Origin of the sequence: Micromonospora parva, from assembly GCF_000718515.1 — a bacterium.
Classification (GTDB): Bacteria; Actinomycetota; Actinomycetes; order Mycobacteriales; family Micromonosporaceae; genus Micromonospora; species Micromonospora parva.
Map to the genome: position 1 here is coordinate 183,918 of NZ_JNZS01000004.1, position 21,602 is coordinate 205,519.

The 21,602-nt window shown below is 72.8% G+C and carries 18 protein-coding genes and 1 tRNA gene; 8 read left to right on the top strand and 11 right to left on the bottom strand.

Translation table 11 applies throughout. The annotated features are described in order from the left end of the window. Positions 1–75 precede the first annotated feature (75 nt). Positions 76–1,323, top strand: coding sequence for a hypothetical protein (locus IF22_RS0105495; RefSeq protein WP_030329130.1), 1,248 nt, complete (start codon positions 76–78; stop codon positions 1,321–1,323). Positions 1,324–1,366: 43 nt separating this feature from the next. Here IF22_RS0105495 and metG read toward each other — a convergent pair whose 3' ends face one another. Next, on the bottom strand, positions 1,367–3,169 hold the full coding sequence (gene metG / locus IF22_RS0105500) for a methionine--tRNA ligase (RefSeq protein WP_030329132.1): 1,803 nt from the start codon (positions 3,167–3,169) through the stop codon (positions 1,367–1,369). A 149-nt stretch (positions 3,170–3,318) separates the two neighbouring features. Between metG and IF22_RS0105505 the strand changes: the two genes are divergently transcribed. Next, positions 3,319–4,380, top strand: a complete 1,062-nt coding sequence (locus tag IF22_RS0105505; RefSeq protein ID WP_387217229.1) for a hypothetical protein — start codon at positions 3,319–3,321, stop codon at positions 4,378–4,380. Between the two features lie 31 nt (positions 4,381–4,411). Here the strand turns inward: IF22_RS0105505 and rsmI are convergent, their stop codons facing one another. Next, a complete protein-coding gene (rsmI, locus tag IF22_RS0105510; RefSeq protein ID WP_030329134.1) occupies positions 4,412–5,251 on the bottom strand; it encodes a 16S rRNA (cytidine(1402)-2'-O)-methyltransferase in 840 nt (279 codons plus the stop codon). 140 nt (positions 5,252–5,391) lie between these two features. Between rsmI and IF22_RS0105515 the strand changes: the two genes are divergently transcribed. The 3 genes from IF22_RS0105515 to IF22_RS0105525 all read left to right on the top strand — a co-directional run bounded on the left by IF22_RS0105515 (position 5,392) and on the right by IF22_RS0105525 (position 9,486). Next, complete coding sequence (locus IF22_RS0105515; protein WP_051708192.1) at positions 5,392–7,053, top strand: dolichyl-phosphate-mannose--protein mannosyltransferase; 1,662 nt, start codon at positions 5,392–5,394, stop codon at positions 7,051–7,053. Positions 7,054–7,420: 367 nt separating this feature from the next. Then, on the top strand, positions 7,421–8,704 hold the full coding sequence (locus tag IF22_RS0105520; RefSeq protein WP_030329138.1) for a VWA domain-containing protein: 1,284 nt from the start codon (positions 7,421–7,423) through the stop codon (positions 8,702–8,704). Continuing rightward, entirely contained in the window at positions 8,704–9,486 is a 783-nt protein-coding gene (locus IF22_RS0105525) for a hypothetical protein (protein WP_030329139.1), read from the top strand. Before IF22_RS0105520 ends, IF22_RS0105525 begins: the two co-directional genes overlap by 1 nt. A 44-nt stretch (positions 9,487–9,530) precedes the next feature. Here the strand turns inward: IF22_RS0105525 and IF22_RS0105530 are convergent, their stop codons facing one another. Continuing rightward, positions 9,531–9,800, bottom strand: a complete 270-nt coding sequence (locus IF22_RS0105530; RefSeq protein ID WP_036410856.1) for a hypothetical protein — start codon at positions 9,798–9,800, stop codon at positions 9,531–9,533. A 192-nt stretch (positions 9,801–9,992) separates the two neighbouring features. Between IF22_RS0105530 and IF22_RS0105535 the strand changes: the two genes are divergently transcribed. Beyond that, positions 9,993–10,649, top strand: coding sequence for a 4'-phosphopantetheinyl transferase family protein (locus IF22_RS0105535; RefSeq protein WP_030329141.1), 657 nt, complete (start codon positions 9,993–9,995; stop codon positions 10,647–10,649). 42 nt (positions 10,650–10,691) lie between these two features. Here the strand turns inward: IF22_RS0105535 and IF22_RS35600 are convergent, their stop codons facing one another. Further along, entirely contained in the window at positions 10,692–11,972 is a 1,281-nt protein-coding gene (locus IF22_RS35600) for a ferritin-like domain-containing protein (RefSeq protein ID WP_209444495.1), read from the bottom strand. Positions 11,973–12,004: 32 nt separating this feature from the next. Beyond that, positions 12,005–13,090 carry a Gfo/Idh/MocA family protein gene (locus IF22_RS0105545; RefSeq protein WP_030329143.1) on the bottom strand — a complete coding sequence of 362 codons (1,086 nt, stop codon included), beginning with the start codon at positions 13,088–13,090 and terminating at the stop codon, positions 12,005–12,007. A 69-nt stretch (positions 13,091–13,159) separates the two neighbouring features. Here IF22_RS0105545 and IF22_RS0105550 point away from each other — a divergent pair, with 69 nt between their 5' ends. Then, positions 13,160–13,909 (top strand): hypothetical protein, encoded by a 750-nt coding sequence (locus IF22_RS0105550; RefSeq protein ID WP_051708193.1) that lies wholly within the window; start codon positions 13,160–13,162, stop codon positions 13,907–13,909. Positions 13,910–14,053: 144 nt separating this feature from the next. After that, positions 14,054–14,650: a hypothetical protein gene (locus IF22_RS0105555; RefSeq protein ID WP_156057339.1), complete on the top strand. Its 597-nt coding sequence runs from the start codon at positions 14,054–14,056 to the stop codon at positions 14,648–14,650. A 72-nt stretch (positions 14,651–14,722) separates the two neighbouring features. On the opposite strand, the gene IF22_RS0105560 is transcribed toward IF22_RS0105555, so the two are convergent. The 6 genes from IF22_RS0105560 to IF22_RS0105585 form a co-directional block, all read right to left on the bottom strand. Further along, positions 14,723–14,796: transfer RNA gene (locus tag IF22_RS0105560), tRNA-Ala, on the bottom strand. Between the two features lie 311 nt (positions 14,797–15,107). After that, the gene (gene sepX / locus IF22_RS0105565) at positions 15,108–15,884 is read right to left on the bottom strand and encodes a divisome protein SepX/GlpR (protein WP_036410858.1); all 777 of its coding nucleotides are present in this window, start codon (positions 15,882–15,884) and stop codon (positions 15,108–15,110) included. Between the two features lie 206 nt (positions 15,885–16,090). Continuing rightward, positions 16,091–16,741, bottom strand: a complete 651-nt coding sequence (locus IF22_RS0105570; RefSeq protein WP_030329148.1) for a GNAT family N-acetyltransferase — start codon at positions 16,739–16,741, stop codon at positions 16,091–16,093. A gap of 126 nt (positions 16,742–16,867) precedes the next feature. After that, complete coding sequence (locus tag IF22_RS0105575) at positions 16,868–18,181, bottom strand: molybdopterin molybdotransferase MoeA (protein ID WP_030329151.1); 1,314 nt, start codon at positions 18,179–18,181, stop codon at positions 16,868–16,870. After that, the gene (locus IF22_RS0105580) at positions 18,178–19,140 is read right to left on the bottom strand and encodes a UTP--glucose-1-phosphate uridylyltransferase (protein WP_030329153.1); all 963 of its coding nucleotides are present in this window, start codon (positions 19,138–19,140) and stop codon (positions 18,178–18,180) included. Before IF22_RS0105580 ends, IF22_RS0105575 begins: the two co-directional genes overlap by 4 nt. 9 nt (positions 19,141–19,149) lie before the next feature. After that, the gene (locus IF22_RS0105585) at positions 19,150–21,585 is read right to left on the bottom strand and encodes a diguanylate cyclase (protein WP_036410859.1); all 2,436 of its coding nucleotides are present in this window, start codon (positions 21,583–21,585) and stop codon (positions 19,150–19,152) included. Positions 21,586–21,602: the final 17 nt, after the last annotated feature.

Genomic DNA, 21,602 nt, shown 5'->3' on the forward strand with positions numbered 1-21,602 from the left:
GCGCGACTCTACGGTCGCCAACGAGCGGACGCGACAGCGTGCGGACCCCATCCCAGCGAGCAGGGAGGCGACGGCATGAGCGTCACCCCCCAGGCCGGCGGCACGGCCAGCGAACGGACCGGACTGCACGTGGCGTTCGGCGGCGCCGTGTACCCGGCCGAGGAGATCGCCCGAGGTGCCGCGTACGAGTTGTTCAGCGCCGACGAGGTGGCCGGCTTCGAGTGGGCGCCCCGCCCGGGCAGCGCCCTGCCGTGGCGGCGTTTCGTGCACGTCACCGAGGTGACAGCGGTGCACGGGGCGACGGAACCGGCCGACGAGCCGGAGACGCCGCTGCTGATGCCCGCCCATCGCGAGCGGGGTTGGGCGTACCTGCACCAGCTCAGCCAGCAGCCGGCGGCGGCGGGCGACCCGGTGCTGGCGATGGCGCGCGCGTCGGCGGTGGTCCGGCGGGGCACCCGGATGGTGAAGGTGCTCTCGGCCCAGCAGGTCGCCGGTCACCTGCGGGGTTGGCTGCCGCACGGCTTCTGCTACCGCGAGCACGATGTGGCGCACCTGCGTACGCCGGTGACGACGAAGGTGCTGCGTACCGATGGTGACGCTGGCCGGGACGGCCCGGACGTGGCGTACGTGTTGCGCTGGCGCGCGTCCGACAGTGGTGACTACGACGTGCCGGCCGGGCCCGCGCACCGGGGCCTGACCGCGCTGGCCTCGCGGGACCGGGTCGGCGCTCCCGTGCTGGGCACCGGCTTCACGCCCAGCAACGGTCAGCTCATCCCGGAGTTCATCACCAGGGACTTCGCCGACCTGCCGATGCCGGCGAACGCCGCCCTCATCGCCTACCCGGCGGAGGGGGTGGAGGTGGTGCTGTACACCTACCAGGCCGAGCAGCGCGGGTGGCTGCGGATGGTGGGTCCGCAGTGGCGGCACCTGTTGGCCGCGGTGCCGGGTCTCTCCCCCGATCAGGAGTACGTGCCGAACGCCGACGTGCCCCGCTCCACCCAACTGGTCGGCACGTACGGCGACAACGAGTACGAGGCGGTCGCCGACCTGCCCGGCGGGTTCCGCGTGCTGGCGATGACCCGGGCGGCCCGTTACCCGGTGGACGCGGTGGCCCGCCGGGTCCGGTTCGCCCAGTGGCGGGGGGTGCCGTGTCTGGTGCTGCGGGAGGAGGCGGGCTGGCTGCGGATGCGGCTGCGCTACCCGAACCCGGACGCGGTGCTCGGCACCGGCGCCCAGTGCCAGGAACGCGGCGTCTACGAGGCCTGGGCGCCGGGCGCCGAGGTGACCGACGACCAGGTGATGGACACCCGGTACGCGATGTGACGGCGCGCGGCGGCAGGGCGACCCGCCGCCGCGCGTCGTGCGGTCAGTCGGCCAGTCGGGCCAGTTCCTCGTCGACGATCGACGGGTCGAGCTTGCGGAACACCGGCTTCGGCGCGGCCAGCGGACGGCCCGCCTCGATCGGCACCGACTCCCAGCGCGCGCCGACGGTGTAGTCCCCGGTGAGCACCGGGTACGCCGGGCCGCCGTCCAGGTCGTCGACCTGCTCGATCACCGGCATCGGCGCGTGCACGCCGGTGCCGCCGAGCAGCTCGTGCACCTGCTGCGCGGAGTGCGGCAGGAACGGGGTGAGCAGCGTGTTGGCGTCGCTGATCACCTGGAGGGCGACGTGCAGGATGGTGCCCATGCGGGGCTTGTCGGCCTCACCCTTGAGCTTCCACGGCGCCTGCTCGGAGAGGTACTTGTTGGCCTCGGCGACCACCTTCATGGCCTCGCCGATGGCCTGCTTCTGCCGGTGCCGGCCGATCAGGTCGCCAACCGTGGTGAACCCGGCGCGGGCGACGGCGAGCAGGGCCTCGTCGGCCTCGGTGAGCCCGGCCGGGTCGACAGCGGGGATCGCCCCGAAGTTCTTGGCGGCCATCGAGACGCACCGGTTGACCAGGTTGCCCCAGCCGGCGACCAACTCGTCGTTGTTGCGGCGGAGGAACTCGGCCCAGGTGAAGTCGGTGTCGTTGCTCTCCGGGCCGGCGGCGGCGATGAAGTAGCGCAGCGCGTCGGCGTCGTAGCGCTCCAGGAAGTCGCGGACGTAGATGACCACCTTGCGGGACGACGAGAACTTCCGCCCCTCCATGGTCAGGTACTCGCTGGAGACCACCTCGGTGGGCAGGTTGAGCCGACCCAGCTCGCCCGGCTCACCGTCGCGGGAGCCCTCGCCGGAGTATCCGGAGAGCAGCGCCGGCCAGATCACCGAGTGGAAGACGATGTTGTCCTTGCCCATGAAGTAGTAGGACTGCGCGTCCTTACCCTGACCGTCGGTGGACCACCACCGGCGCCACGCCTCCGGGTCGCCGGAGCGGCGGGCCCACTCGATCGAGGCGGACAGGTAGCCGATCACCGCGTCGAACCACACGTAGATCCGCTTGTCCGGCCGGTCCCGCCAGCCGTCCAGCGGGATCGGTACGCCCCACTCCAGGTCCCGAGTGATCGCCCGGGGCTGGAGGTCGTCGAGCAGGTTGCGGGAGAACCGCAGCACGTTGGGCCGCCACCCCTCGCGGGTGTCCAGCCACTGCCGCAGCACCTCGGCCAGCGCCGGCAGGTCCAGGAAGAAGTGCTCGGTCTCGACGAACTTCGGAGTCTCCCCGTTGATCCGCGACTTCGGGTCGATCAGGTCGATCGGGTCGAGCTGGTTGCCGCAGTTGTCGCACTGGTCACCGCGGGCGCTGTCGTACCCGCAGATCGGGCAGGTGCCCTCGATGTACCGGTCGGGCAGGGTGCGCCCGGTGGACGGGGAGATCGCGCCCATGGTGGTCTTGGGCACGATGTAACCGTTGCGATACATCCCCTCGAACAGCTCCTGCACCACCGCGTAGTGGTTGCGGGTGGTGGTGCGGGTGAACAGGTCGTAGGAGAGGCCGAGGCCGTGCAGGTCCTCGACGATCACCCTGTTGTACCGGTCGGCCAGCTCGCGCGGGGTCACCCCGTCAGCGTCGGCCTGCACCTGGATCGGGGTGCCGTGCTCGTCGGTGCCGGAGACCATGAGCACGTCGTGGCCGGCCATCCGCATGTACCGGGCGAAGACGTCGGAGGGAACGCCGAAACCGGAGACGTGGCCGATGTGGCGGGGGCCGTTGGCGTACGGCCAGGCCACTGCCGCGAGAACGTGACTCATGAGCAGTGAGCCTAGTGACCCGGTTGGGGCATCCGCGAACCAATGGGGGGTCCCCGACCGGCGGACCGGGCCGACCACCTCGCCCGTTGGTCCGATTTGTCGTCGACACGCGGCTCAGCTGCCCGTTTCGCCTCCTGGGGAGGTGTGCAATGAACGTCGTGACGGGCAGACGAGCGGCGCGGGACCACGAGGACCGTCCCACCGGACCGGCGGTCGGCGACGAGCCTGGGCGCGAGCCGGCCGTGCCCCGGGTCACCGGGGTCGCGCCCCAGCCCCGGCTGGTGCCCGGCGCCGACCCGGGTGGGCAGCGGCCCACCCCGGCGGGGCGGTCCGCCACCCCGGCCCGCCCCACGCCGGCGGCCTCGTCGCCCACTCCGGCCCGGCCGACCCCGGCGGCACCCGCACCCGGTCCGGCCCGGCCCGCCCTGTCCGGCCCGCTCGCCGCCTCGGTCCCGGCCGGTGGGGAGTTCGTCGAGGTGGAGCCGACCACCGGGGCGCCCGTGGACGCCGTGCCGCGTCGGGTGCCGGTGCGGCAGCAGACCCGCCGCCAGCGGGCCCGCCGGCCGGACGACACGCTGGACGACGACGGTGACGCCTTCTGGGCACCGATCGAACAGGTGCACTGGGACGGCACCCCGGTCCGCAAGGACCCGGCACCGGAGCGGTTTCGCGGCTTTCGGCTGCTGCTGCGGCGGCGGGCACCGAGCCGTACGCCCCCACCGCCGGATCCGCTGCCCGGGCTCGCCGCGCTGGTGGTGCTGAGCCTGGTCGTGGCCTTCTTCGCCTGGGTCAGCGCGGGCCCGTTCTGGCTCGCGGTCGGGCACGCCCGGTCGGGCACCGTGGTGATCGACGACTGCTCCGGCGGCGGGCTCACCCAGCGGTGCCGGGGGATCTTCACAGCCGACGACGGGCGGTTCATCGCCCATGGTGTGCGCGTCGGCGGTGTGCCCGCCGACGGGAGCGCGGCCGGCACCCGGCTGCCGGCGCGGATGACCGGCCCGGACAGCGGCACCGCGTACGCGGACGTCGGCGTAGGCCGGCACCTGCGATGGCTGCCCGGTCTGCTGGTGGTGCTGGGCTGCACCGCGGGCATCGTCCGGTGGACCGGTTCGGCCCGGCTGCCCGGCCGCCGGCACCGCCGCTGGGCGGTGGCCGCCGCCGTCGCCGGCCCCACGCTGATCACCGTCGGCTTCCTGGTCGCCGCGTGGTGATCCCGCCGTCAGGGGAGCCCGGTCCCCTCGGTCAGCTGTGCACGATCGTGTAGACGTCCCGGCGGCGCAGCGCGTACTCGGTGGCGACGTCGGTGATGGCGTCCCGGCGGGACCGGCCGGCGGCCTCCCGTTCGGCGACGGCGGCGCGCAGGGTGTCGTCGTCGGGGCGTTCGGGGGCGGTCACCGGCGCCCCGGCCACCACCAGCGTGATCTCTCCGCGCGGATCCCCCTCGGTGGCCCATCGGGCCAGCTCGCCGAGGGGGCGGCGGAGCACCTCCTCGTAGGTCTTGGTGAGTTCGCGGCAGAGCGCGGCCGGCCGGTCCGCCCCGAACGCGTCGGCCAGGTCGGTGAGGGTCGCCCCGATGCGGTGCGGCGCCTCGAAGAAGACCAGAGTGCGCTCCTCGGCGGCGAGTGCGCGCAGCCGCGATCGACGCCCGCTGGGGGTGCGGGGCAGGAATCCCTCGAAGCAGAACCGGTCGCAGGGCAGCCCGGAGACGGCCAGCGCGGTGGTGACCGCGCTGGGACCGGGGGCGACGGTGACCGGCGCCCCGACCTCCAGCGTGGCGCGGACCAGCCGGTAGCCGGGGTCGGAGACGCTCGGCATCCCGCCGTCGGTGACCAGCGCCACCACGTATCCGCCGAGAATGGCCTCGACCAGCTCGGGGGTACGCCGCTCCTCGTTGCCCTCGAAGTAGGAGACGATCCGACCACCGACGGTGAGGTCGAGATCGCGGGCCAGCCGGGTGAGCCGACGGGTGTCCTCGGCGGCGACCACGTCGGCGCTGATCAGCACCTCCCGGAGTCGGGCCGAGGCGTCGGCGGGGTTGCCGAGCGGAGCACCGAGCAGAATCAGGCGCCCAACTTCGGACATTTCACCCACGGATTCGTCTCCTTCATTGCTGGGAATACCGGTATCAGGGACGACGGACGCCACCGGACACCTTGGCAGCCTACGATCGCCGGGTGACGAGTGCGTCGACAGCGCAGAGCCCGAGCGCGGACCCGGACAAGATGATCCAGGTGTCGGGCGAGCCCGGTGCCACCCAGGAGCCGACGGCACCGAGCGCCGAGGGCGGCGGGGTGGCCGCCGCGGTCCGGCGACGGTTCGCCACCGTCGACACCCAGGCGGACCGGTTCTCCTGGCTGGCCACGGCAGTGGTGGTGGCCATCGCGGCGATCCTGCGCTTCGTCGGGCTGTCCAGCCCCAAGGGCAAGATCTTCGACGAGACGTACTACGCCAAGGACGCCTACGGGCTGATCTCCCGTGGCGTGGAGTGGAACTACAAGGACAACGTCCCGTCGTACGTGGTGCACCCGCCGCTGGGCAAGTGGTTGATCGGGCTCGGCGAGTGGGCCTTCGGCTACCAGGACGCCGACTCCAAGGTCTCCGTTCCCGGGCACCTGATGACCACCGCGCCGGAGTTCGGCTGGCGCTTCTCGGCCGCGGTGATCGGCACCCTGTCGGTGCTGCTGCTGGTTCGCATCGGTCGGCGGATGTTCCGCTCGACGGTGCTCGGCTGCGCGGCCGGCCTGCTGCTCGCGCTGGACGGCTTCCACCTGGTGCTGTCCCGTGCGGCCCTGCTCGACATCTTCCTGCTCTTCTTCGTGCTGGCCGCGTTCGGCGCGCTGGTGCTCGACCGGGACGCCCGCCGTCGACGCTGGGCACGGGCCCTGGACGACGGGCTCGATCCGAGTCAGCCGGGCCGCGCCGGCCGCCCGCCGACCGGTTGGCGCACCTGGCCCTGGTGGCGGCTGGCGGCCGGGGTGCTGATCGGCTGCGCGTGTGCGGTGAAGTGGAGCGCCCTGTACTTCGTGCCGGCCTTCGCGCTGCTGGTGCTCCTCTGGGAGGTCGGCGTCCGCCGCTCGGCGGGGGTCCGCCGGCCCTGGCGGGACGCAGTCGTCGACGAGCTGCCCTGGCTGGTGCTCGCCGGCGTGGTCATGGTCGGCACCTACCTGGCCACCTGGTCGGGCTGGCTGCTCACCGACGACGGTTACTACCGGCTCGCGTCCGCCTACCCGAGCGCCCCGCTCAGCGACCGCCCGGTGATCGGCCCGCTGATCAACCTGTACGAGTACCACCGCGCGGCGTACGGCTTCCATGCCCAGCTCGACGACGCGCACAAGTACCAGTCGTGGCCGTGGCAGTGGTTGCTGCTGGGCCGACCGGTGGCGTTCCACTACGCCAACAACGGCGTCTGCGGGGCGCCGACCTGCGCCTCGGAGATTCTGCTGCTCGGCACCCCGCTGCTCTGGTGGTCGTTCCTGCCCGCCCTGGTGGCGCTGGTCTGGCTGGGTGTGGCCCGTCGGGACTGGCGGGCCGGCGCGATCCTGCTGACCGTGGCCGCCGGGCTGCTGCCGTGGTTCTGGTTCGCCCTCGACGGCCGGACGATGTTCTCGTTCTACGCCGCGCCCGTGGTGCCGTTCCTGGTGCTGGCGGTGGTGTACGTGCTGGGTGCGCTGATCGCGCCCGCCGGGGGCGATGTGGGTGCGGTGGCACCGCTGGTGCCCGGTGACCCGAGTTATGAACGCCGGCTGGTGGGCAGCATCGCGGCGGGGGCGTACGTGTTGCTGGTCGGAGTCTGCTTCGCGTACTTCTATCCGATCTTCGTCGGCCGGGTGATCCCGTACTCGGACTGGCTGTCCCGGATGTGGCTCGACGGTCGGTGGATATAAGCATCGACAGGCGACGCGCCGCTCAGCGCGACGGGAGAAGGGCCCGCACGCCGAAGCGTGCGGGCCCTTCTGACAAAGACGCGCGCCCCGATCGCCTGCCACGGGGGAAGCGGGCGATTGGGGCGCGCAAGAAGAGCTTAACCACCGGGCACCACCGGCACAACGGGTCGACTTGGGTCAGATTTCCGACGGATGGTGGCCGGACCGCCACCTTTCCTTGAACAGTTGACCGAGGGTGACCCGGCGTGGACCCAGAGCGCGGACGATGCCGGCCCGCGGCGACGGGTGACCAGGCCGACGGCGTCGGGGCTCGGACCGTCCGCAACCCAAGTGATCATCCAAAGTGGATCTCACTACACTGCGGGCCGTGATCAACTTCAGACGATCGACGGCCGTCCTTCTCGGACTGCTGGCGACCACCGCACTGGCCGGGGCCGCCCCGGCGCAGGCCGACGAGGAGCCGGCGCCCGAGCCGCCCCGGGTCGAGCTGGTGCTCGACGTCAGCGGGTCGATGCGCGCCGCCGACATCGACGGACGCACCCGGATCGCGGTAGCCCAGCAGGCCTTCAACGAGGTCGTGGACGCGCTACCCGAACAGACACAGCTCGGCATCCGGGTACTCGGCGCCACCTACCGCGGCAAGGACAAGAAGGTCGGCTGCCAGGACACCCAACAGATCGTGCCGGTCGGCCCGGTGGACCGGTCCGCCGCCAAGGCGGCGGTGGCGACACTTCGCCCGACCGGGTTCACCCCGGTCGGCTTGGCGCTGCGCTCCGCCGCACAGGACCTGGGCAGCGGGAACACCACCCGGCGGATCGTGCTGATCACCGACGGCGAGGACACCTGCGCGCCGCCGGACCCGTGCGAGGTGGCCCGGGAACTGGCCGCACAGGGCACCAGCCTGGTCGTCGACACCCTCGGTCTGGCCCCGGACGAGAAGGTCCGCCGGCAGCTGCTCTGCATCGCCAGCGCGACCGGCGGGACCTACACCGCCGCGCAGAGCGCCGAGGAGCTGACCGACCGGATCAAACAGCTCGTGGAGCGGGCCGGCGACACGCACACCCGGGCCCCGACAGTGGTCGGCGGCACGAACGCGTGCGACTCGGCGCCACTGCTCGCACCGGGCGTGTACGCCGACCGGGAGTCGTTCTCCGAGCACCGCTACTACCGGGTGCCGATCCGCCCCGGCCAGGAGCTGCGGGCTTCGGTGAGCATGGCGTTGGACCGTGCCGTCAACCGGGACTACGGGGTGCTGCTGCGGGCCACCGCGGCCGACGGCCGGGAACTCGTCCGGGGTGCGGACGCCGGCAGCGGACGGGCCGACGTGCTCTCCGCCGGGCTGCGCTGGTCGGCCACCGCCGACGATGAGGATGCCGCGGACACCGAGGAGAGTTCGGCCCCGGTCGTCGAGCCCACCACCGTTTGCCTGGTGGTGAGCAACTCGTTCGCCCCGCGTCCCGGCACCGCGGCGACCCCGGGCATGCCGGTGGAGTTGACCGTCGACGTGGTCGCCGCCGCACCCGCACCGGACGGACCGGACCTCGGCCGGGGCTGGGTGCTGCTGGCCCTGCTCACCATCGCCGGGCTGATCACCGGTCTGCTCGCCGGCCTGCTCACCCGCTGGTGGGTCGCCACCTGGAGGGAGAACTGATGCGTAGCGCACTGTTCCGGTCGATGGCGGCGCTCCTCGCCGCCGGTGGGGCCGCCCTGCTCCCCGCCGCGGCCGTCGCCGCACCCACCCCCTCCCCGGGTGCCACGCCGGTCAACCGTGCCGGCACGTCGTTCCTCACCGCCACCCCGATCACCGCGGGACAGCCGGTACGGGTGGACGCCTCGATCGGCGACCACCTCTACTGGTCGTTCCCGGCAACGGCCGGTCAGGTGCACGAGATCACCGCCACCGTCACCTTCCCGAAGGGACGCGACGGGGCCTCCACCTGGACCGTCGACGTCTTCGACGGGCTCCGCCGCCGCCAGGCGTGCACGGCGGGGGCCCAGACTCCGACGGTGGACGCGAAGGCGTCGACGGTGGTGCTGGGCTGCACGTTGCGCGAGGTGCGGCCGTGGGCGGAGCCCTGGTCGGCCGACCCACTGCCCGGCACGTACGTCATCCGGCTCTCCGTGATCGACCTGCCGGAGCCGGATCTGGGTGCGCCGATCGACGTCGACCTGCTGGTCGGCACCGTCGCCGACCGGGGCACCTCGGCCGACGACGGCGAACTGGCCGCCCCGCTGGTGCCGAACACCAAGGCCGGCACGGTACTCACCGCCGTACCCCCGGTGGACGCGGAGGCCGACGACGAGGGTGACCCGCTGACGGACTGGTTGCCGGACCTCGGCTCGCGCTGGGTCTGGACCGGCATCGGTGGTGCGCTCGCCGCGGTGGCTGGCGTGTGCGGCTTCGCGATGACCCGGCGGCCTCGACGTCGCTGAACGCCCCTCTGGTGGCCCCGCCCAGCGGTGGGGCCACCGGAGGTTCAGCTACGCCGGGAGCCGCGCGGCAACCAGCCGATGAACCGGTCCTGGAGCGACATCACCGGGGCGGCGCGCAGATCTTCGGTGGCGGCGGCGAGGCAGGACCCCAGATAAACGCTGAGCATGGCGCGATCACCGCCGTACTCCGCCAGCAGCCGGCTGCGCTTCGTCGCGCACGGCCACTCGTCACCGCAGGAGCCGCAGCTCCAGCAGGGGGTCTTCGGGGCGTGATCGTCAGCCGGCACCCCCGGCCGTTGCGCACCATCGGTCATCGCACGTCCTTCCAGATGTCCACGGGGCTGGCCGCGCCGGCCAGCGTTGATGGTGGTCCCCCCGGAGCCATCAGGGAGGGCGCTGCGCGTCCCTCCGGTGTTACATCTTTGCGGTACTTTCAGCGGTCGTGGGAGTCGGAAATTTGACGGTTGACCTGATCTGCCATTCCTACCGACCAGTAGGCAATCGGAATGCGTGACCTGCTGCCACCGACGGTCGCGGTTGCCATCGCCGGGCCCGACGACTGGACGGGCGAGTTGCTCCCCGCTGAGCTGGCATGTCTCAGCGAGCGGGCCGCGCAGACCCGTCGGCGGGACTTTGCCGCCGGGAGGATGTGCGCCCGCCGCGCGTTGCGCGACCTCGGCCTGGCGATGACCGCGGTGCCGGCCGCCGCCGACCGCGCGCCGGTCTGGCCGGCCGGGGTGGTCGGCAGCATCACCCACACCGCCGGCTACTGCGCCGCGGCGGCGGCGCACACCACCGACGTCCGGTCCGTCGGAATGGACGCCGAGCAGCACCGCGAGATCAATCCGGGAGTACGCAGACTCGTGCTGCTGCCCGAGGAGGAGGCCGCCTGCGCGCGGCTACCCGGCGGCACCTGCTGGCCGGTCGTGCTGTTCAGCGCGAAGGAGACCATCTACAAGGTGTGGTACCCGATCGTCCGCGACTGGCTGGACTTCCACGACGCGCGAGTCGAACTTGATCCGGATGCCGGCACGTTCACCGCCCGGATCGCACCGACCCGGGTGGACGCGGCACAAGTCGCCGACCCGCCCTCGTCGATCACCGGCCGCTTCGTGATCGCCGACGGGCTGGTCCGCACCGCCGCCGTGCTCGGCCGGGGCTGACCCTGCTGGCTACCGCTCCAACCGGGCAGCCCCGCTCGGGCGTCAGTGGGCGTAGCGGCCGAGCAGGTACACACTGAGCCGCTTGCCGTCGCGCACCGCCACCACGTGCCCGGTCACCACGTCCCCCTGGCGCTGGTAGACCTGGTACGACGGCGCGTCGAAGCGCCACCCGACGGTGTCCGGGATCGCTTCGGCGGGAAGCGGGAACCCCGCATCGGTGGGCGCCATCGTCGGTGGCTGCGCCGGTGCGGCGGCCCAGCCGTCGAGGATCCGGTCCAGGCACCCTGGCGACGTGGTGAAGTGCAGGTACAGCTCGCCCATCGGTCCGGTCATGTCCTCGGCGTTGCTGTATCGCAGGCCATCAACGTCACACGGCAGACTGACCTGGTAGTGCGGCAGGATGTCGTCCTCGAAGTCGCCCCGGGTCACCCCGAAGATCCCGTCCGGGTGCCGGTAGGGCCGTGGACCCCAGAAGTGCGCCGGCGGGTAGAGCGCCACCGCCGACCCCACGACGACCAGCACAATCGCTCCCCAGCGCCAGAGCCGTTGTCGGGAGCCGCGCACCGTCGACCCCGTCGCGGGCCGCGCGGCCGCACTCGTGGAACTGGCGGGGTGAGCCTCCCGGCCCGCACCGGAGAGCACCTCCCGCACGACCGACCGGAACAGCGTCGCGGTGTCGGCGATGAACCGGAGCCGGCCGACACCGAGCAGACGCAACGCGGCGCCGTGCCCGAACGCGACCACGACGGCGGCGCCGAACAGCAACGCCCACCAACCCGCGGCCACCACCGCCCGTACCGGTCCAGCACTCTCGGCCCATCCCTGGCGCAACCGCTCGGTGTGGAACGGCACGTGCCTCTGCTCGTCGACCAGGATGCGGGCACCCACGTCCGAGAGCAGCGGATCATCAGTGCCGTCGCGGACGGCTCGGTAGTAGCGCAGGGCGACCACCTCGGCGACCATCAGCGTCATCAGTTCCAGTCGCAGCCCCAGGGCACGCCGGATCGTCACGAACACCCGGTCGGTCCAGTGACCGTCGATGACGTCGCCGCCCGCGCTGAGCAGCAGGTGCTTGAGGAGCCGGGCGTGGTTCTGCTCCTCGGCGACGAACAGTCGGACCGCCGCCAGATAGGTCGGGTCACCGGCCCGCTCGCTCTTGCTGATGAGATTCACGCCGTCGCCGTCTTCACCGGCCTGGAATCGTTGCAGGCTCCGGATCAGCGCCGGCGGCAGCGGACCCCCTGTACTCCACTGTGGATCGGGTCCGTCCCGGCGTCGCTCGGCGTTCTCGGTGAACTCACGTACCCAGGCCTCGAAACCCATGTCTCTTCCCCCGTTGTCTTGCAACCATTCGGCTACCGCGCCCACGCCTCGGCGTCGGTGACGACCGGCTGCCCGGTGCGTACCGATTCTTCGATGGCGAGGCTGATCAGGTGGTCCTGGCAGGCTTCGGCGAGGGAGTACGGAGCGGGGCCTTCCTTCCGCGCCCACGCCCCGGCGCGGGCGACGATGTCGGCCACCGCGATGTCGTCGTCGGACATCCCGCTACCGACGAAGGGATTGCGGTAGACCACCTCGCCGTCGAAGCTGATGTGCTTCAGGTCGAGCCCCTCCAGGTTGAGGTCGAGACCCGTCTGGCGTCGCACCAGTGACGACTCCACCGGCGTGGTCGGGTCGACCAGCCGGACAACCCGGTCGTCCACCAGCTCACCGCGCGAGCCGCGCACCACCAACCGGCGGGTACGCAGCGGGTTCCACCACTGGTTGTCGGTGAAGTCGTACAACCCCATCCGCCCGCCGAAGTCGATTGTCGCGAGTGTGGTGGAGAGCTGCTGCGGTGTGTCGTCACCGCTCCAGCCGGTCGGCGAGAGCGGGTTGGCCAGCGGCGCGACGAAGGCGCGCGCGTTGATCTCGGCGCTCTCGTGACCGACGCCGAGCAGACCCCGGATCAGCGACACCGCGTGGTACAGGTGGGTCGACGAGATCTGGACCGAGGTCGGTTCGCCGAGCACCCCGGCGCGGACCAGCGCCAGCCGGGCCGCGTGCCCGGGCATCAGCAGGTACTGCTCGGCGACCTGCACCAGACCGCTGCCCCCGACGTCGGCCCAGAGCGAGCGCAGACCCGCAAGGTCGGCGGCGGGCGGCGTCTCGGCGAGCACCGGTACGCCGGCCGCGACCAATTCCCGGGTCGCTTCCGGTGTCACGGACCACGGCACCGACACGATGACGAAGTCCGGCCGCTCGTGGGCGAGCAACTCGGCGGTCGTCCGGAAGGTCCGCACACCCCAGTCGGCGGTCACGGCAGCTCCCCGCGACTCGGTACGCGTCACCACCCCGGTCACCCGGAACCGCTCGGGAAGCAGCCTGGCCAGGCGAAGGAAGAACTCACCTCGCCAACCACTGCCGACAATGCCGAACCGGGTCTGCGCCACCGACGTCATCTGGGCTCCTCACCTAGAGGTCCGGATGCTAACCGTTGCCGGGCCGTGTTTTTCGCTACGGTTGCCCTGATGACCATCGACTCGTTACCGGCCGGACCCGCGTCGGCGGCCGTCGAAGTGACCGGCGCAGGTCCGCAGCTCGACTACTACCTGGTTGGCGCCTGCGACTCGACCACCACTGTGGAGGGCATCCTCGTCGAGGAGTTCACCCGGGACCGCGACCTCGTCACGACAGGGCTGGCCAGCGCGGGTTGGACCCCGCAGGCAGGCTGGTGGAGTTCCGCGTCGCTGAGCCGCGACATCCGCACGAACCCCGAGATGCTGGCCCGGGTGGTCCCCACCTCCCGCCGGCAGGCCGAGGACGCCCACCGCGCGCTCGGCGGTGGGCAGCTGCCGGACGAGACACTGCTCCGTACGCACTTTCTCGACCATCAACCGATCGCGAGCGCCCCGCCGCTGCGGCTCGGCCCCGCCCAGCCGCCGGCCGGCTTCCACGAACGGCGGGTGTACCGCGTCCTCTTCGCCAAGGACCTCCGCCCCGACCAGGTGGCCGCCCTCCGCACGGCCTGGCGGACACCGGCCGGCGGCACGAGCGCATCCGGCACGAACGCGTCCGTCGCGAGTGGTCGTCTCGATGGGCACGGCGACCAGTTCAGCTGGGACCTGCGCCGCGTCGGCCACACCCTCGCCTGGGGCCTCGACGTGACCGCACTGCTGGCGACCGATGCCACGGCGGCGCTCGGTTCGACACTGTCCGCGTTGACGGACGTCCTGCGGCAGCACGGTCTGATACCCGTGACGACAGAACGCTTCTCCTAGGGCCTGTTTCATAAGGGCGGTCGAGCCGAGGCGGAGTCCGGGCGGCGATCCGGCAAGGCGCGGTTTCGTCCGGATACCGGTGTCGTATCCGGACGACAGGCCCTGGACCGGGCACCGACCTAGCCGGCCAGACTGGAGGCGCGCGTGTCAGTCGACCTTGAGGCAACAGTGGCCCGGCCCATCTCCCTCGCCGAGGTGGTGACCGCCGCGCGAGCCACCCTGGCCGAACTGCTCGGCATGACCACGACGCCCGAGCTGATCATCGTCACCGACCGACGGTACGAACAGGGACGCCGCGTCGATTCCGGACGCCGCCTCGGGGCGGCGGAACTGCGGGCCACCACCATCGGCGACCGCATCGATCGCACGCCCGACGGCATGCCCGGTGCGATCCACCTTGAGGTCGATGTCGCGGGCTTCGAGGACAGTGTCTGGCTCCTGGTGATCGACCACGAACCGGAGACCGACGGTGGTCCGGAAGCCGTCTTCAGCCCGTACCGCACGTGCGTGAGTGTCGTCGTAGCGCTGGCCATGGCCCTTGCCGTCGCCGACCTCACCGGCGGACAGTTCACCGACGACCAGATCCGGCTGCTGCGGCCGGGCCACTCCGACCCGCGTCAGGTGGTCACCGCGACTCGACTGCCGCCGGAGCCGGGGGACTTCGCCGAAAGATGCGAGCGCTACCTTCGCCAGTTCGCGCATCTCCGCGGGTGGCCGCGCGACGTGTCCATGCGCCCCTGACGGCGTCGCCCCGCCACCCGAAAGATCGGAAAAGGCCGTCTCCGACTCGCGGAAACGGCCTTTGACCTGGGGTGGAGCTGAGGGGATTTGAACCCCTGACCCCCTCGATGCGAACGAGGTGCGCTACCAGTCTGCGCCACAGCCCCCCACCGGCGAACCGGCTTCGGTCCCACCCGGCTTACACCGGGCGGGCCGGCAGCAAGGCTAACAGGTTGCCGGCCCCCACCGCGAATCCGCCCCCTGCGTGGCGCTCCCGCAGACCCGAAGATCGACTCGGCTTCCTGAAAACCGGGGCATCCCGGACGCCACGACACCGCGACTTTCAAGAACCCGAGTCGATCAAGCCAGCCGGCACCGGGCAGGCAAGGGCTGGGGACCGACCCAGGCCGGAGACCAACCCAGGCCGGAGACCAGCCCAGGCCGGAGACCGACTGGGCCGGGGAGGCCAGCCCGGGGGTCAGGCGCCTCGGCCGGCCTCGTAGGGGCGGCCGCGGAGACCGCCCGACCGCCGGTACGAGACCGACCCGCCGTTGACCGCCGCCGGCAGGTCGCCCTGCCGGTCCAGGCCCATAGCCGCTCGGCGTACGCCCTCGCGCTGGGCTGCCAGGCGGCGTTGCGCCTCCCGGCGGGCCGCTGCCCGGCGGGCCTGCTCCCGGCGCACCTCGGCCTGCCGGGCGGCCAGCCACGCGGCCTCCCGGGCGCGGGCCCGGCGGCGGCGACGCCCGGCGAGGGCCTGACCCCGCAGGTGGACGACGTACAGGGCCAGAAGCAGGAAGGTGACCCCGAAGCCGACCCAGAAGCCGGGGCTGACGAACAGCACGCCGATCAGCTCGACGACGTTGAGGAGCAACAGGGCGGCGAGCACCCGGCGACGCCGGTACACGGCGGGGGTGTGCTGTCGGCGCGGCGGTGGCCGGCGTCGGGATCGCTTCGGCGCGGGCGGTACGGACCGCAGCCGCCCGGAGCGACGGGCGGCCGGCGGCGCGGAGACCGGCGCACCCAACGTGCCGGTAGTCGCATCCTCGCTGAGGGTGACGACCAGTGAGCGCGGCGGGTGGACGGGTCGCCGTCCCGGCACAGTGCGGCGCCGTCGGCGGCGCTGGAGCACCCGCGCCGTCGACTGCGCCCGCTCCGCCACCAGCCGCTCGGTGGCGTCGTACCGGCGAACCAGCGCCGGGGCCAGGGCGAGCAGACCGGCGGCGGCGAGGACGGCGAGGAGCACCGAGGTCGGCACCCTCACCCCTCCCGTCACCGAATTCGAAGCAACCGTCATCCGACCGCAGGATCTTCCACCAATCACGCGTGGGCGCGTGGATCGTCCGGCCGGGGAGCGCTTGCCGCAGCTTGCAGTTACTTGAGGTTACGGCGCGCCGACCGGGATGCCACCGCGCCGCGCCGATCCCGTCCGTGGGACGAGTGGGAGGATGTGGCGAAATCCTCCTACCCCGCGTTGGCGCGTACCCGGTGCCAGCGGGCCAGCAGGCCACCTTCGGCGGCGATCTCCTCACTCGTCATCGCGTACCCGATGTGGTCCCGCCACGCGCCGTCGATGTGCATGTAGCGCACGTGGTACGACTCCTCGCGGAAGCCCAACTTCTCCACCACCCGCCGGGACGGTTTGTTCTCCGGACGGATGTTGACCTCCACCCGGTGCAGCCCACCCGGGCCGAACGCGTGGTCCACGGCGAGCGCGAGCGCCGTCGGGATCACCCCCCGTCCGGCCACCCGCGCGTCCACCCAGTAGCCGACGTAGCCGGAGCAGAGTGCCCGCCGCACGATGCTGCCCACGTTGATGTGCCCGACCAGCCGATCCCGGTCGCCCTCGCGCAGGCAGACCGCGAACGGCATGCCCTCACCCTCGCGGGCCGAACGCCGCTGGTCACGGTGCACCCAACGGAACGCGGCCGGCGAGTTCATCTCGTCCCAACTGCCGGGCAGCGAGGACTCCCAGGGCGCCAACCAGGCCCGGTTGGCGCGCCGTACCTCCGACCACGCGGCCGCGTCGGAGCGCCGGTAGGGCCGCAGCAGCACCGGGCCGTCGGCCAACTCCACCGGCCAGCCCGGCGACCGCGCGGGTCCGAAGAGACTCACCCGCACAGTCTCCCGCGCGGGACCGTGTCCCGCGCAAGTGGCCCCGCCGGGCCGCGCACACCCACCGCTACGGCCCGACGGTCGCGCGCCCGGTGACCACCGGGTCGACGGACCCGCCGGGAGACCTCACCGGCGGCGGTCCAGTAGCAGGACGTCCACCGTGGAGCCGGCCGCGGCCGTGGTGACCCGCTCGCCGAGCACCAGCAGCCCGTTCGCCTCGGCCAACCCGGAGAGGGTGAACGGGCCGCCGCTGAGCGGCTGGACCGTGTACCCGCCACCGCGTCGCTCGGCGACGTGCGCCGGCCGGAACTCGCGCAGCCCCGCCGGCGACGACACGGTCTCCAGCAGGTGCGCCCGCACGCTGGGCCGGAACACCGGCTCGGCCCCGGCGAGCAGTTGGATGGCGGGACGGGCCAGCACCTCGAAGCCGATCAGCGCGGCACCGGGGTCACCGGGCAGGCAGACCACCGGCACCTCCTCGGCGCCGACAGTGCCGAACCCGAGCGCGGTGCCGGGGTAGAGCGCCACGTCGGTGAAGGTGACCGGCCCGGCCCGGCCGCCCTCGCGGCGGGACAGGATCCGGCGCACCATGTCCCCGGGGCCGGTGCCGGTGCCCCCGGTGGTGATGATCAGGTCGGCGCGCAGCGTCTGGTCCTCCAGCAGCCCGCGCAGCCCCTCCGGGTCGTCGTCGCAGATCCCCACCCGGTACGCCAGTGCGCCCACCTCGGCCGCCGCGGCGGTCAGCGCGTGCGAGTTCGCGTCCACCACCTGACCGGGCTGGCTGCCCCGGCCCACGTCGACGAGTTCGTCACCGGTGGCCACGATGACCACCCGTGGGCTGGGCCGGACCACCACGTGTCCGATGCCGGTCGCCGCGAAGACCGCGACCAGGGCCGGGGACACGTAGGTGCCGGCCCGGGCGAGCAGGGTGCCGGCGGGCAGTTCCTCACCGGCGCGGCGTACCCCGTACCCCCGTTTGGGGGTGCGGAAGATCTCCACCGCGGCCATGCCCTGGTCGGTCCACTCCACCGGGACCACGACGTCCGCGGCGACCGGCAGTGGCGCCCCGGCGGCCACCGAGAAGCACGAGCCGGGGGTGAGACGGACCGGCCGCCAGCTCGCCGCGCCGAGATCGCCGACCACGTTGAGCCGGATGGTGCGACCACCGGGCGTGCCGGAGGGGGCCGGGACGTAGCTCGGCCCCCGACCCCCTCCGGAAATGTCCTCCCAGCGCGCGGCGTAGCCGTCCACCGCCGCCTGGTCGAAGGCAGGGAAGGCGTGCGGCGCGACGACGTCCTCGGCGAGGACGTTGCCGTGCGCCTGGGTGAGGTCGAGGTCGAGTGGTGGCAGCGCGCGCAACCTGCGCAGCACGCTGCCCAGGTAGTCGGCGAGCGGCGTCAACTCGTTCGCGGCCGCCTCGGCGTCGGCCGTCGCGGTCATGTACCAGATCCGCCTGCCGCGTCGGCCTTGACGAACTCGGCCAGCCAGGACCGGAACTCGGTGCCCAGGTCGTCGCGCTCGGCGGCGATCTGCACCACCGTCTGGAGGTAGCCCAGCGGCATGCCGGTGTCGTAGCGGGTGCCCCGGTAGACGATCGCGTGCACCGGGGTGCCCTCGCTGCGCAGCAGCTCCATCGCGTCGGTCAGCTGGATCTCGCCGCCGCTGCCCGGCTTGGTCCGCCGGATCGCGTCGAAGATCGTGCCCGGCAACACGTAGCGGCCGAGCACCGCGAGGTTGCTCGGGGCGTCCTCCGGCTGTGGCTTCTCCACCATCCCGGTCACCTTGACGACCTCACCGATGTCGGTGAGCTCCGACTCTGCCGGCTCGACGGAGGCGATCCCGTACCGCTTGGTCTCGGCCGGGTCGACCTCGAAGAAGGCGAGCACCACACCGCCGGTGCGGGCCTGCAACTCGATCATCGCCGGCAGCAGCGGCTCCGACGGCTTCACGAACTCGTCGCCGAGCAGCACCGCGAAGGGCTGGTCACCGACGTGCGACTCGGCGTACCCGACGGCGTGGCCGAGCCCGAGCTGCTCGGGCTGCCGCACCGTGTAGATCTCGGCCAGCTCGCTGGGCCGACGCACGGCCGCCAGCCGCTCGGAGTCGCCCTTCTCCTCCAGCCTGGCCTCCAGGTCCGGACGACGGTCGAAGTGGTCCACCATCGACGTCTTACCCCGGCCGGTGATCAGCAACACGTCGTTGATGCCGGCCTGCGTGGCCTCCTCGACGATGTACTGCAACACCGGCCGGTCCACCACCGGAAGCAGTTCCTTGGGCACCGCCTTGGTGGCCGGCAGGAACCGGGTGGCCAGTCCGGCGGCCGGGATGACGGCCTTGACCGCCAGGGGACGGCCGGTTGCGGCGACCGTCGACGAGGGATTCGCTGAGTGCTCCGACATGCCGCGAGACTATCGGCCACGGCTCTGCCGCGGCGGGTGTGGCCCAGAAGACGCGCCGCCACCCGACCCCGGCCGCGTCGCGTCCGGGCCGGCCCGCGCCCCACCCGGGGCGCTGTCCGGCGTGTCGTCGGCCGCATCAGGTCGGGCGTGCGCCGGGCCCACCACCGATTCCGGTACGCCCAACGTCGGGTCGGACCGGGCGGACCCGCCCGGCTCCCGGGTGGCCTGCACCGGCTGGCCGGCGCGCGGCAGTCCGTCGGGTGGGCTCACTGCACCCGCGAGAACCGGGATCTCCCGGGTCGGCAGATCCGAGCGCACCTCGGCGACCCGGTACGTGTCGCGGCCCGCCGCCTTGGCCGCGTAGAGCGCGTCGTCGGCGGCCTCCAGCACCTCCCGCCCGGTGCTGCCGTTGTCCGGGAAGACGGCGATGCCCACCGACACGGTCACCAGGACCGGCCCGGCGTACGCCTCGACGGCGATGGGCGTGTCCCGCACCGCCGCACCGAGCCGTTCGGCCACTATCGCCGCGCCCCGCGCGTCGGTCTCCGGCAGCAGCAGCACGAACTCCTCACCACCCTGGCGGAATGCCAGGTCGACCTCGCGAATCTCCCCGCGCACCCGTCGGGCGAACTCGGCCAGCACGGTGTCCCCCGCAGCGTGCCCGTACGTGTCGTTGACGTCCTTGAACCGGTCCAGGTCCAACGCGAGGACGCTGAGCATCCGCCCGAAGCGGCTGGCCCGTTCCACCTCCCGCCGGATCGACTCACGCAGGTAGCGGTAGTTCCACAGCCCGGTGAGCGGGTCGGTGAGGGAAAGCCGCTGCGCCTCCTCGTGCACCCGGACGTTGTCCACCGCCACCGCCGCGTGACCGGCGAAGGTGCGCAGGGTGGCCAGGTCGTCGTCGTCGAACTCGTCGGCGCCCAGCCGGTCGTAGAGGGCCAGCACCCCGAGCGCGGTCGCCGCGCCAGCCTCATCGGCCGCCGCCGAGGGGCCACCGGGGGTGGCCGGGGCACCGCCGCCCGGGGCAGCGAACGGAACCGCGACGTACGTGCGGCAGCGTGGCTCACCCGTCGGTGCCTCGGTCGGCTCCGCCCTCCCCCGCTGCGGTTCGCCGGTGGCGGCGACCGCACCGACGATGCCGGCACCGACCGGCACCCGCAGCGTCTGCGGCCCATCGGTCTCCTCGTCCGGCCAGCGCCCGTCCAACCCCTCGGTGCACTGCGCGACGAGTACCCCGCCGGTCTCCACCAGCAGCACGGCACCGGCCCGCGCGCCGGTGGCCCCGATGGCGCTCCGCAGGATCACCCGCAGGATGCGTTGCAGGTCGTGCGTGCTGGCCAGGGTGTCGCCGAGCACCGCGAGATGCCCGCGCAGCTGATCCCGGTTGCTGGTCAGCGCCGCGACGTAGGAGCCGGTCTCCCGGGTCATCCGGTTGAACGCGGCGGCCAACCGCCCCAGCTCGTCGCGGCTGCGGACCGGCACCCGGGCGGTCAGGTCGCCCTGGGCCACCCGGTCGACCGCACCGGCCAACTCGGCGAGCGGCCGGGTGGTCACCCGGGCCAGTCGCCAGGCGGTCAGCACGGCGAGCAGCCCGGCCAGCACGACCACCCCGAGCAGCGTGGCGTTCAGCCCTGGTGGCCGTTCACCGGGCACGGAGAGCACCAGTGGCAGCGGCTGCGCGTCGGAGGGTCCGAGCCGGCGCACGTAGCGGCCGTCGTTGGTCTCGGTGACCTGCTCGCCCCGGACGGTGACGGCGGCGGCCAGCACCGCGTCGCGTACGTCGCCGGATTCGGTCGTGTGGGTGACCCGAGCGGCGCGCGCCCCACTGTCGAGCAGGGTGACCGCCACCCCGGTCACCGCGGCCAGCCGCGCCACGAAGGCCGGGTCGACACGTTGCGCGGCGGTCACCGTGCCCAGCCGGGCGCCGGCGCGGTCGTGCAGGTCGACCTGGGCGGCCAGCGCACGGACCGGGCCGGCCGAACCGTCGGTCGAAACTGTGCCGGAGCCCCCGTTCGGGCCCTCGGTCGCGCCTCCGTTCGGGCCCTCGGTCGCGCCTCCGTTCGGGCCCTCGGTCGCGCCTCCGTTCGGGCCTTCGGTCGAGCCGGCGCAGTCCCGCCACGGGGTCGACGGCGCACCGGGCGAGACGTAGGTGACCCGGCCGGACACGTCGGTGATCAACACTGCGGCGGCCAGGCCCCGGCCGACCAGTTGCGCGGCGGCCACAGCCGGCTCGGCGGTGAGCGCCACCGCGTCGGCGGTGGCCCGGAGCTGCTGGCAGAGCGCGTCGACCGAGGTCCGCACCGTGGACGCCGCCACCGCCAGGCGCTCGGTGGAGCGGCTGCGGTCGACCGCCGCGACGGTGGAGGCGACGAAGAGCGCGCCGAGCAGGACCGGCCCGAGCACCACCACGAGGAAGGCTGCCGTCAACCGCCCGCGTAGCGTCACTCGGTCCCCCCGGAAGT

Excerpts from the sequence above, each read along its gene's own strand:
- IF22_RS0105535 (WP_030329141.1), top strand. The coding sequence starts at position 9,993 with ATGCGTGACCTGCTGCCACCGACGGTCGCGGTTGCCATCGCCGGGCCC.
- IF22_RS0105575 (WP_030329151.1), bottom strand. The coding sequence starts at position 18,181 with ATGACCGCGACGGCCGACGCCGAGGCGGCCGCGAACGAGTTGACGCCG.
- IF22_RS0105525 (WP_030329139.1), top strand. The coding sequence starts at position 8,704 with ATGCGTAGCGCACTGTTCCGGTCGATGGCGGCGCTCCTCGCCGCCGGT.
- metG (WP_030329132.1), bottom strand. The coding sequence starts at position 3,169 with ATGAGTCACGTTCTCGCGGCAGTGGCCTGGCCGTACGCCAACGGCCCC.
- rsmI (WP_030329134.1), bottom strand. The coding sequence starts at position 5,251 with ATGTCCGAAGTTGGGCGCCTGATTCTGCTCGGTGCTCCGCTCGGCAAC.
- IF22_RS0105530 (WP_036410856.1), bottom strand. The coding sequence starts at position 9,800 with ATGACCGATGGTGCGCAACGGCCGGGGGTGCCGGCTGACGATCACGCC.
- IF22_RS35600 (WP_209444495.1), bottom strand. The coding sequence starts at position 11,972 with ATGGGTTTCGAGGCCTGGGTACGTGAGTTCACCGAGAACGCCGAGCGA.
- IF22_RS0105580 (WP_030329153.1), bottom strand. The coding sequence starts at position 19,140 with ATGTCGGAGCACTCAGCGAATCCCTCGTCGACGGTCGCCGCAACCGGC.
- IF22_RS0105505 (WP_387217229.1), top strand. The coding sequence starts at position 3,319 with ATGAACGTCGTGACGGGCAGACGAGCGGCGCGGGACCACGAGGACCGT.
- IF22_RS0105545 (WP_030329143.1), bottom strand. The coding sequence starts at position 13,090 with ATGACGTCGGTGGCGCAGACCCGGTTCGGCATTGTCGGCAGTGGTTGG.
- IF22_RS0105550 (WP_051708193.1), top strand. The coding sequence starts at position 13,160 with ATGACCATCGACTCGTTACCGGCCGGACCCGCGTCGGCGGCCGTCGAA.
- IF22_RS0105515 (WP_051708192.1), top strand. The coding sequence starts at position 5,392 with ATGATCCAGGTGTCGGGCGAGCCCGGTGCCACCCAGGAGCCGACGGCA.
- IF22_RS0105495 (WP_030329130.1), top strand. The coding sequence starts at position 76 with ATGAGCGTCACCCCCCAGGCCGGCGGCACGGCCAGCGAACGGACCGGA.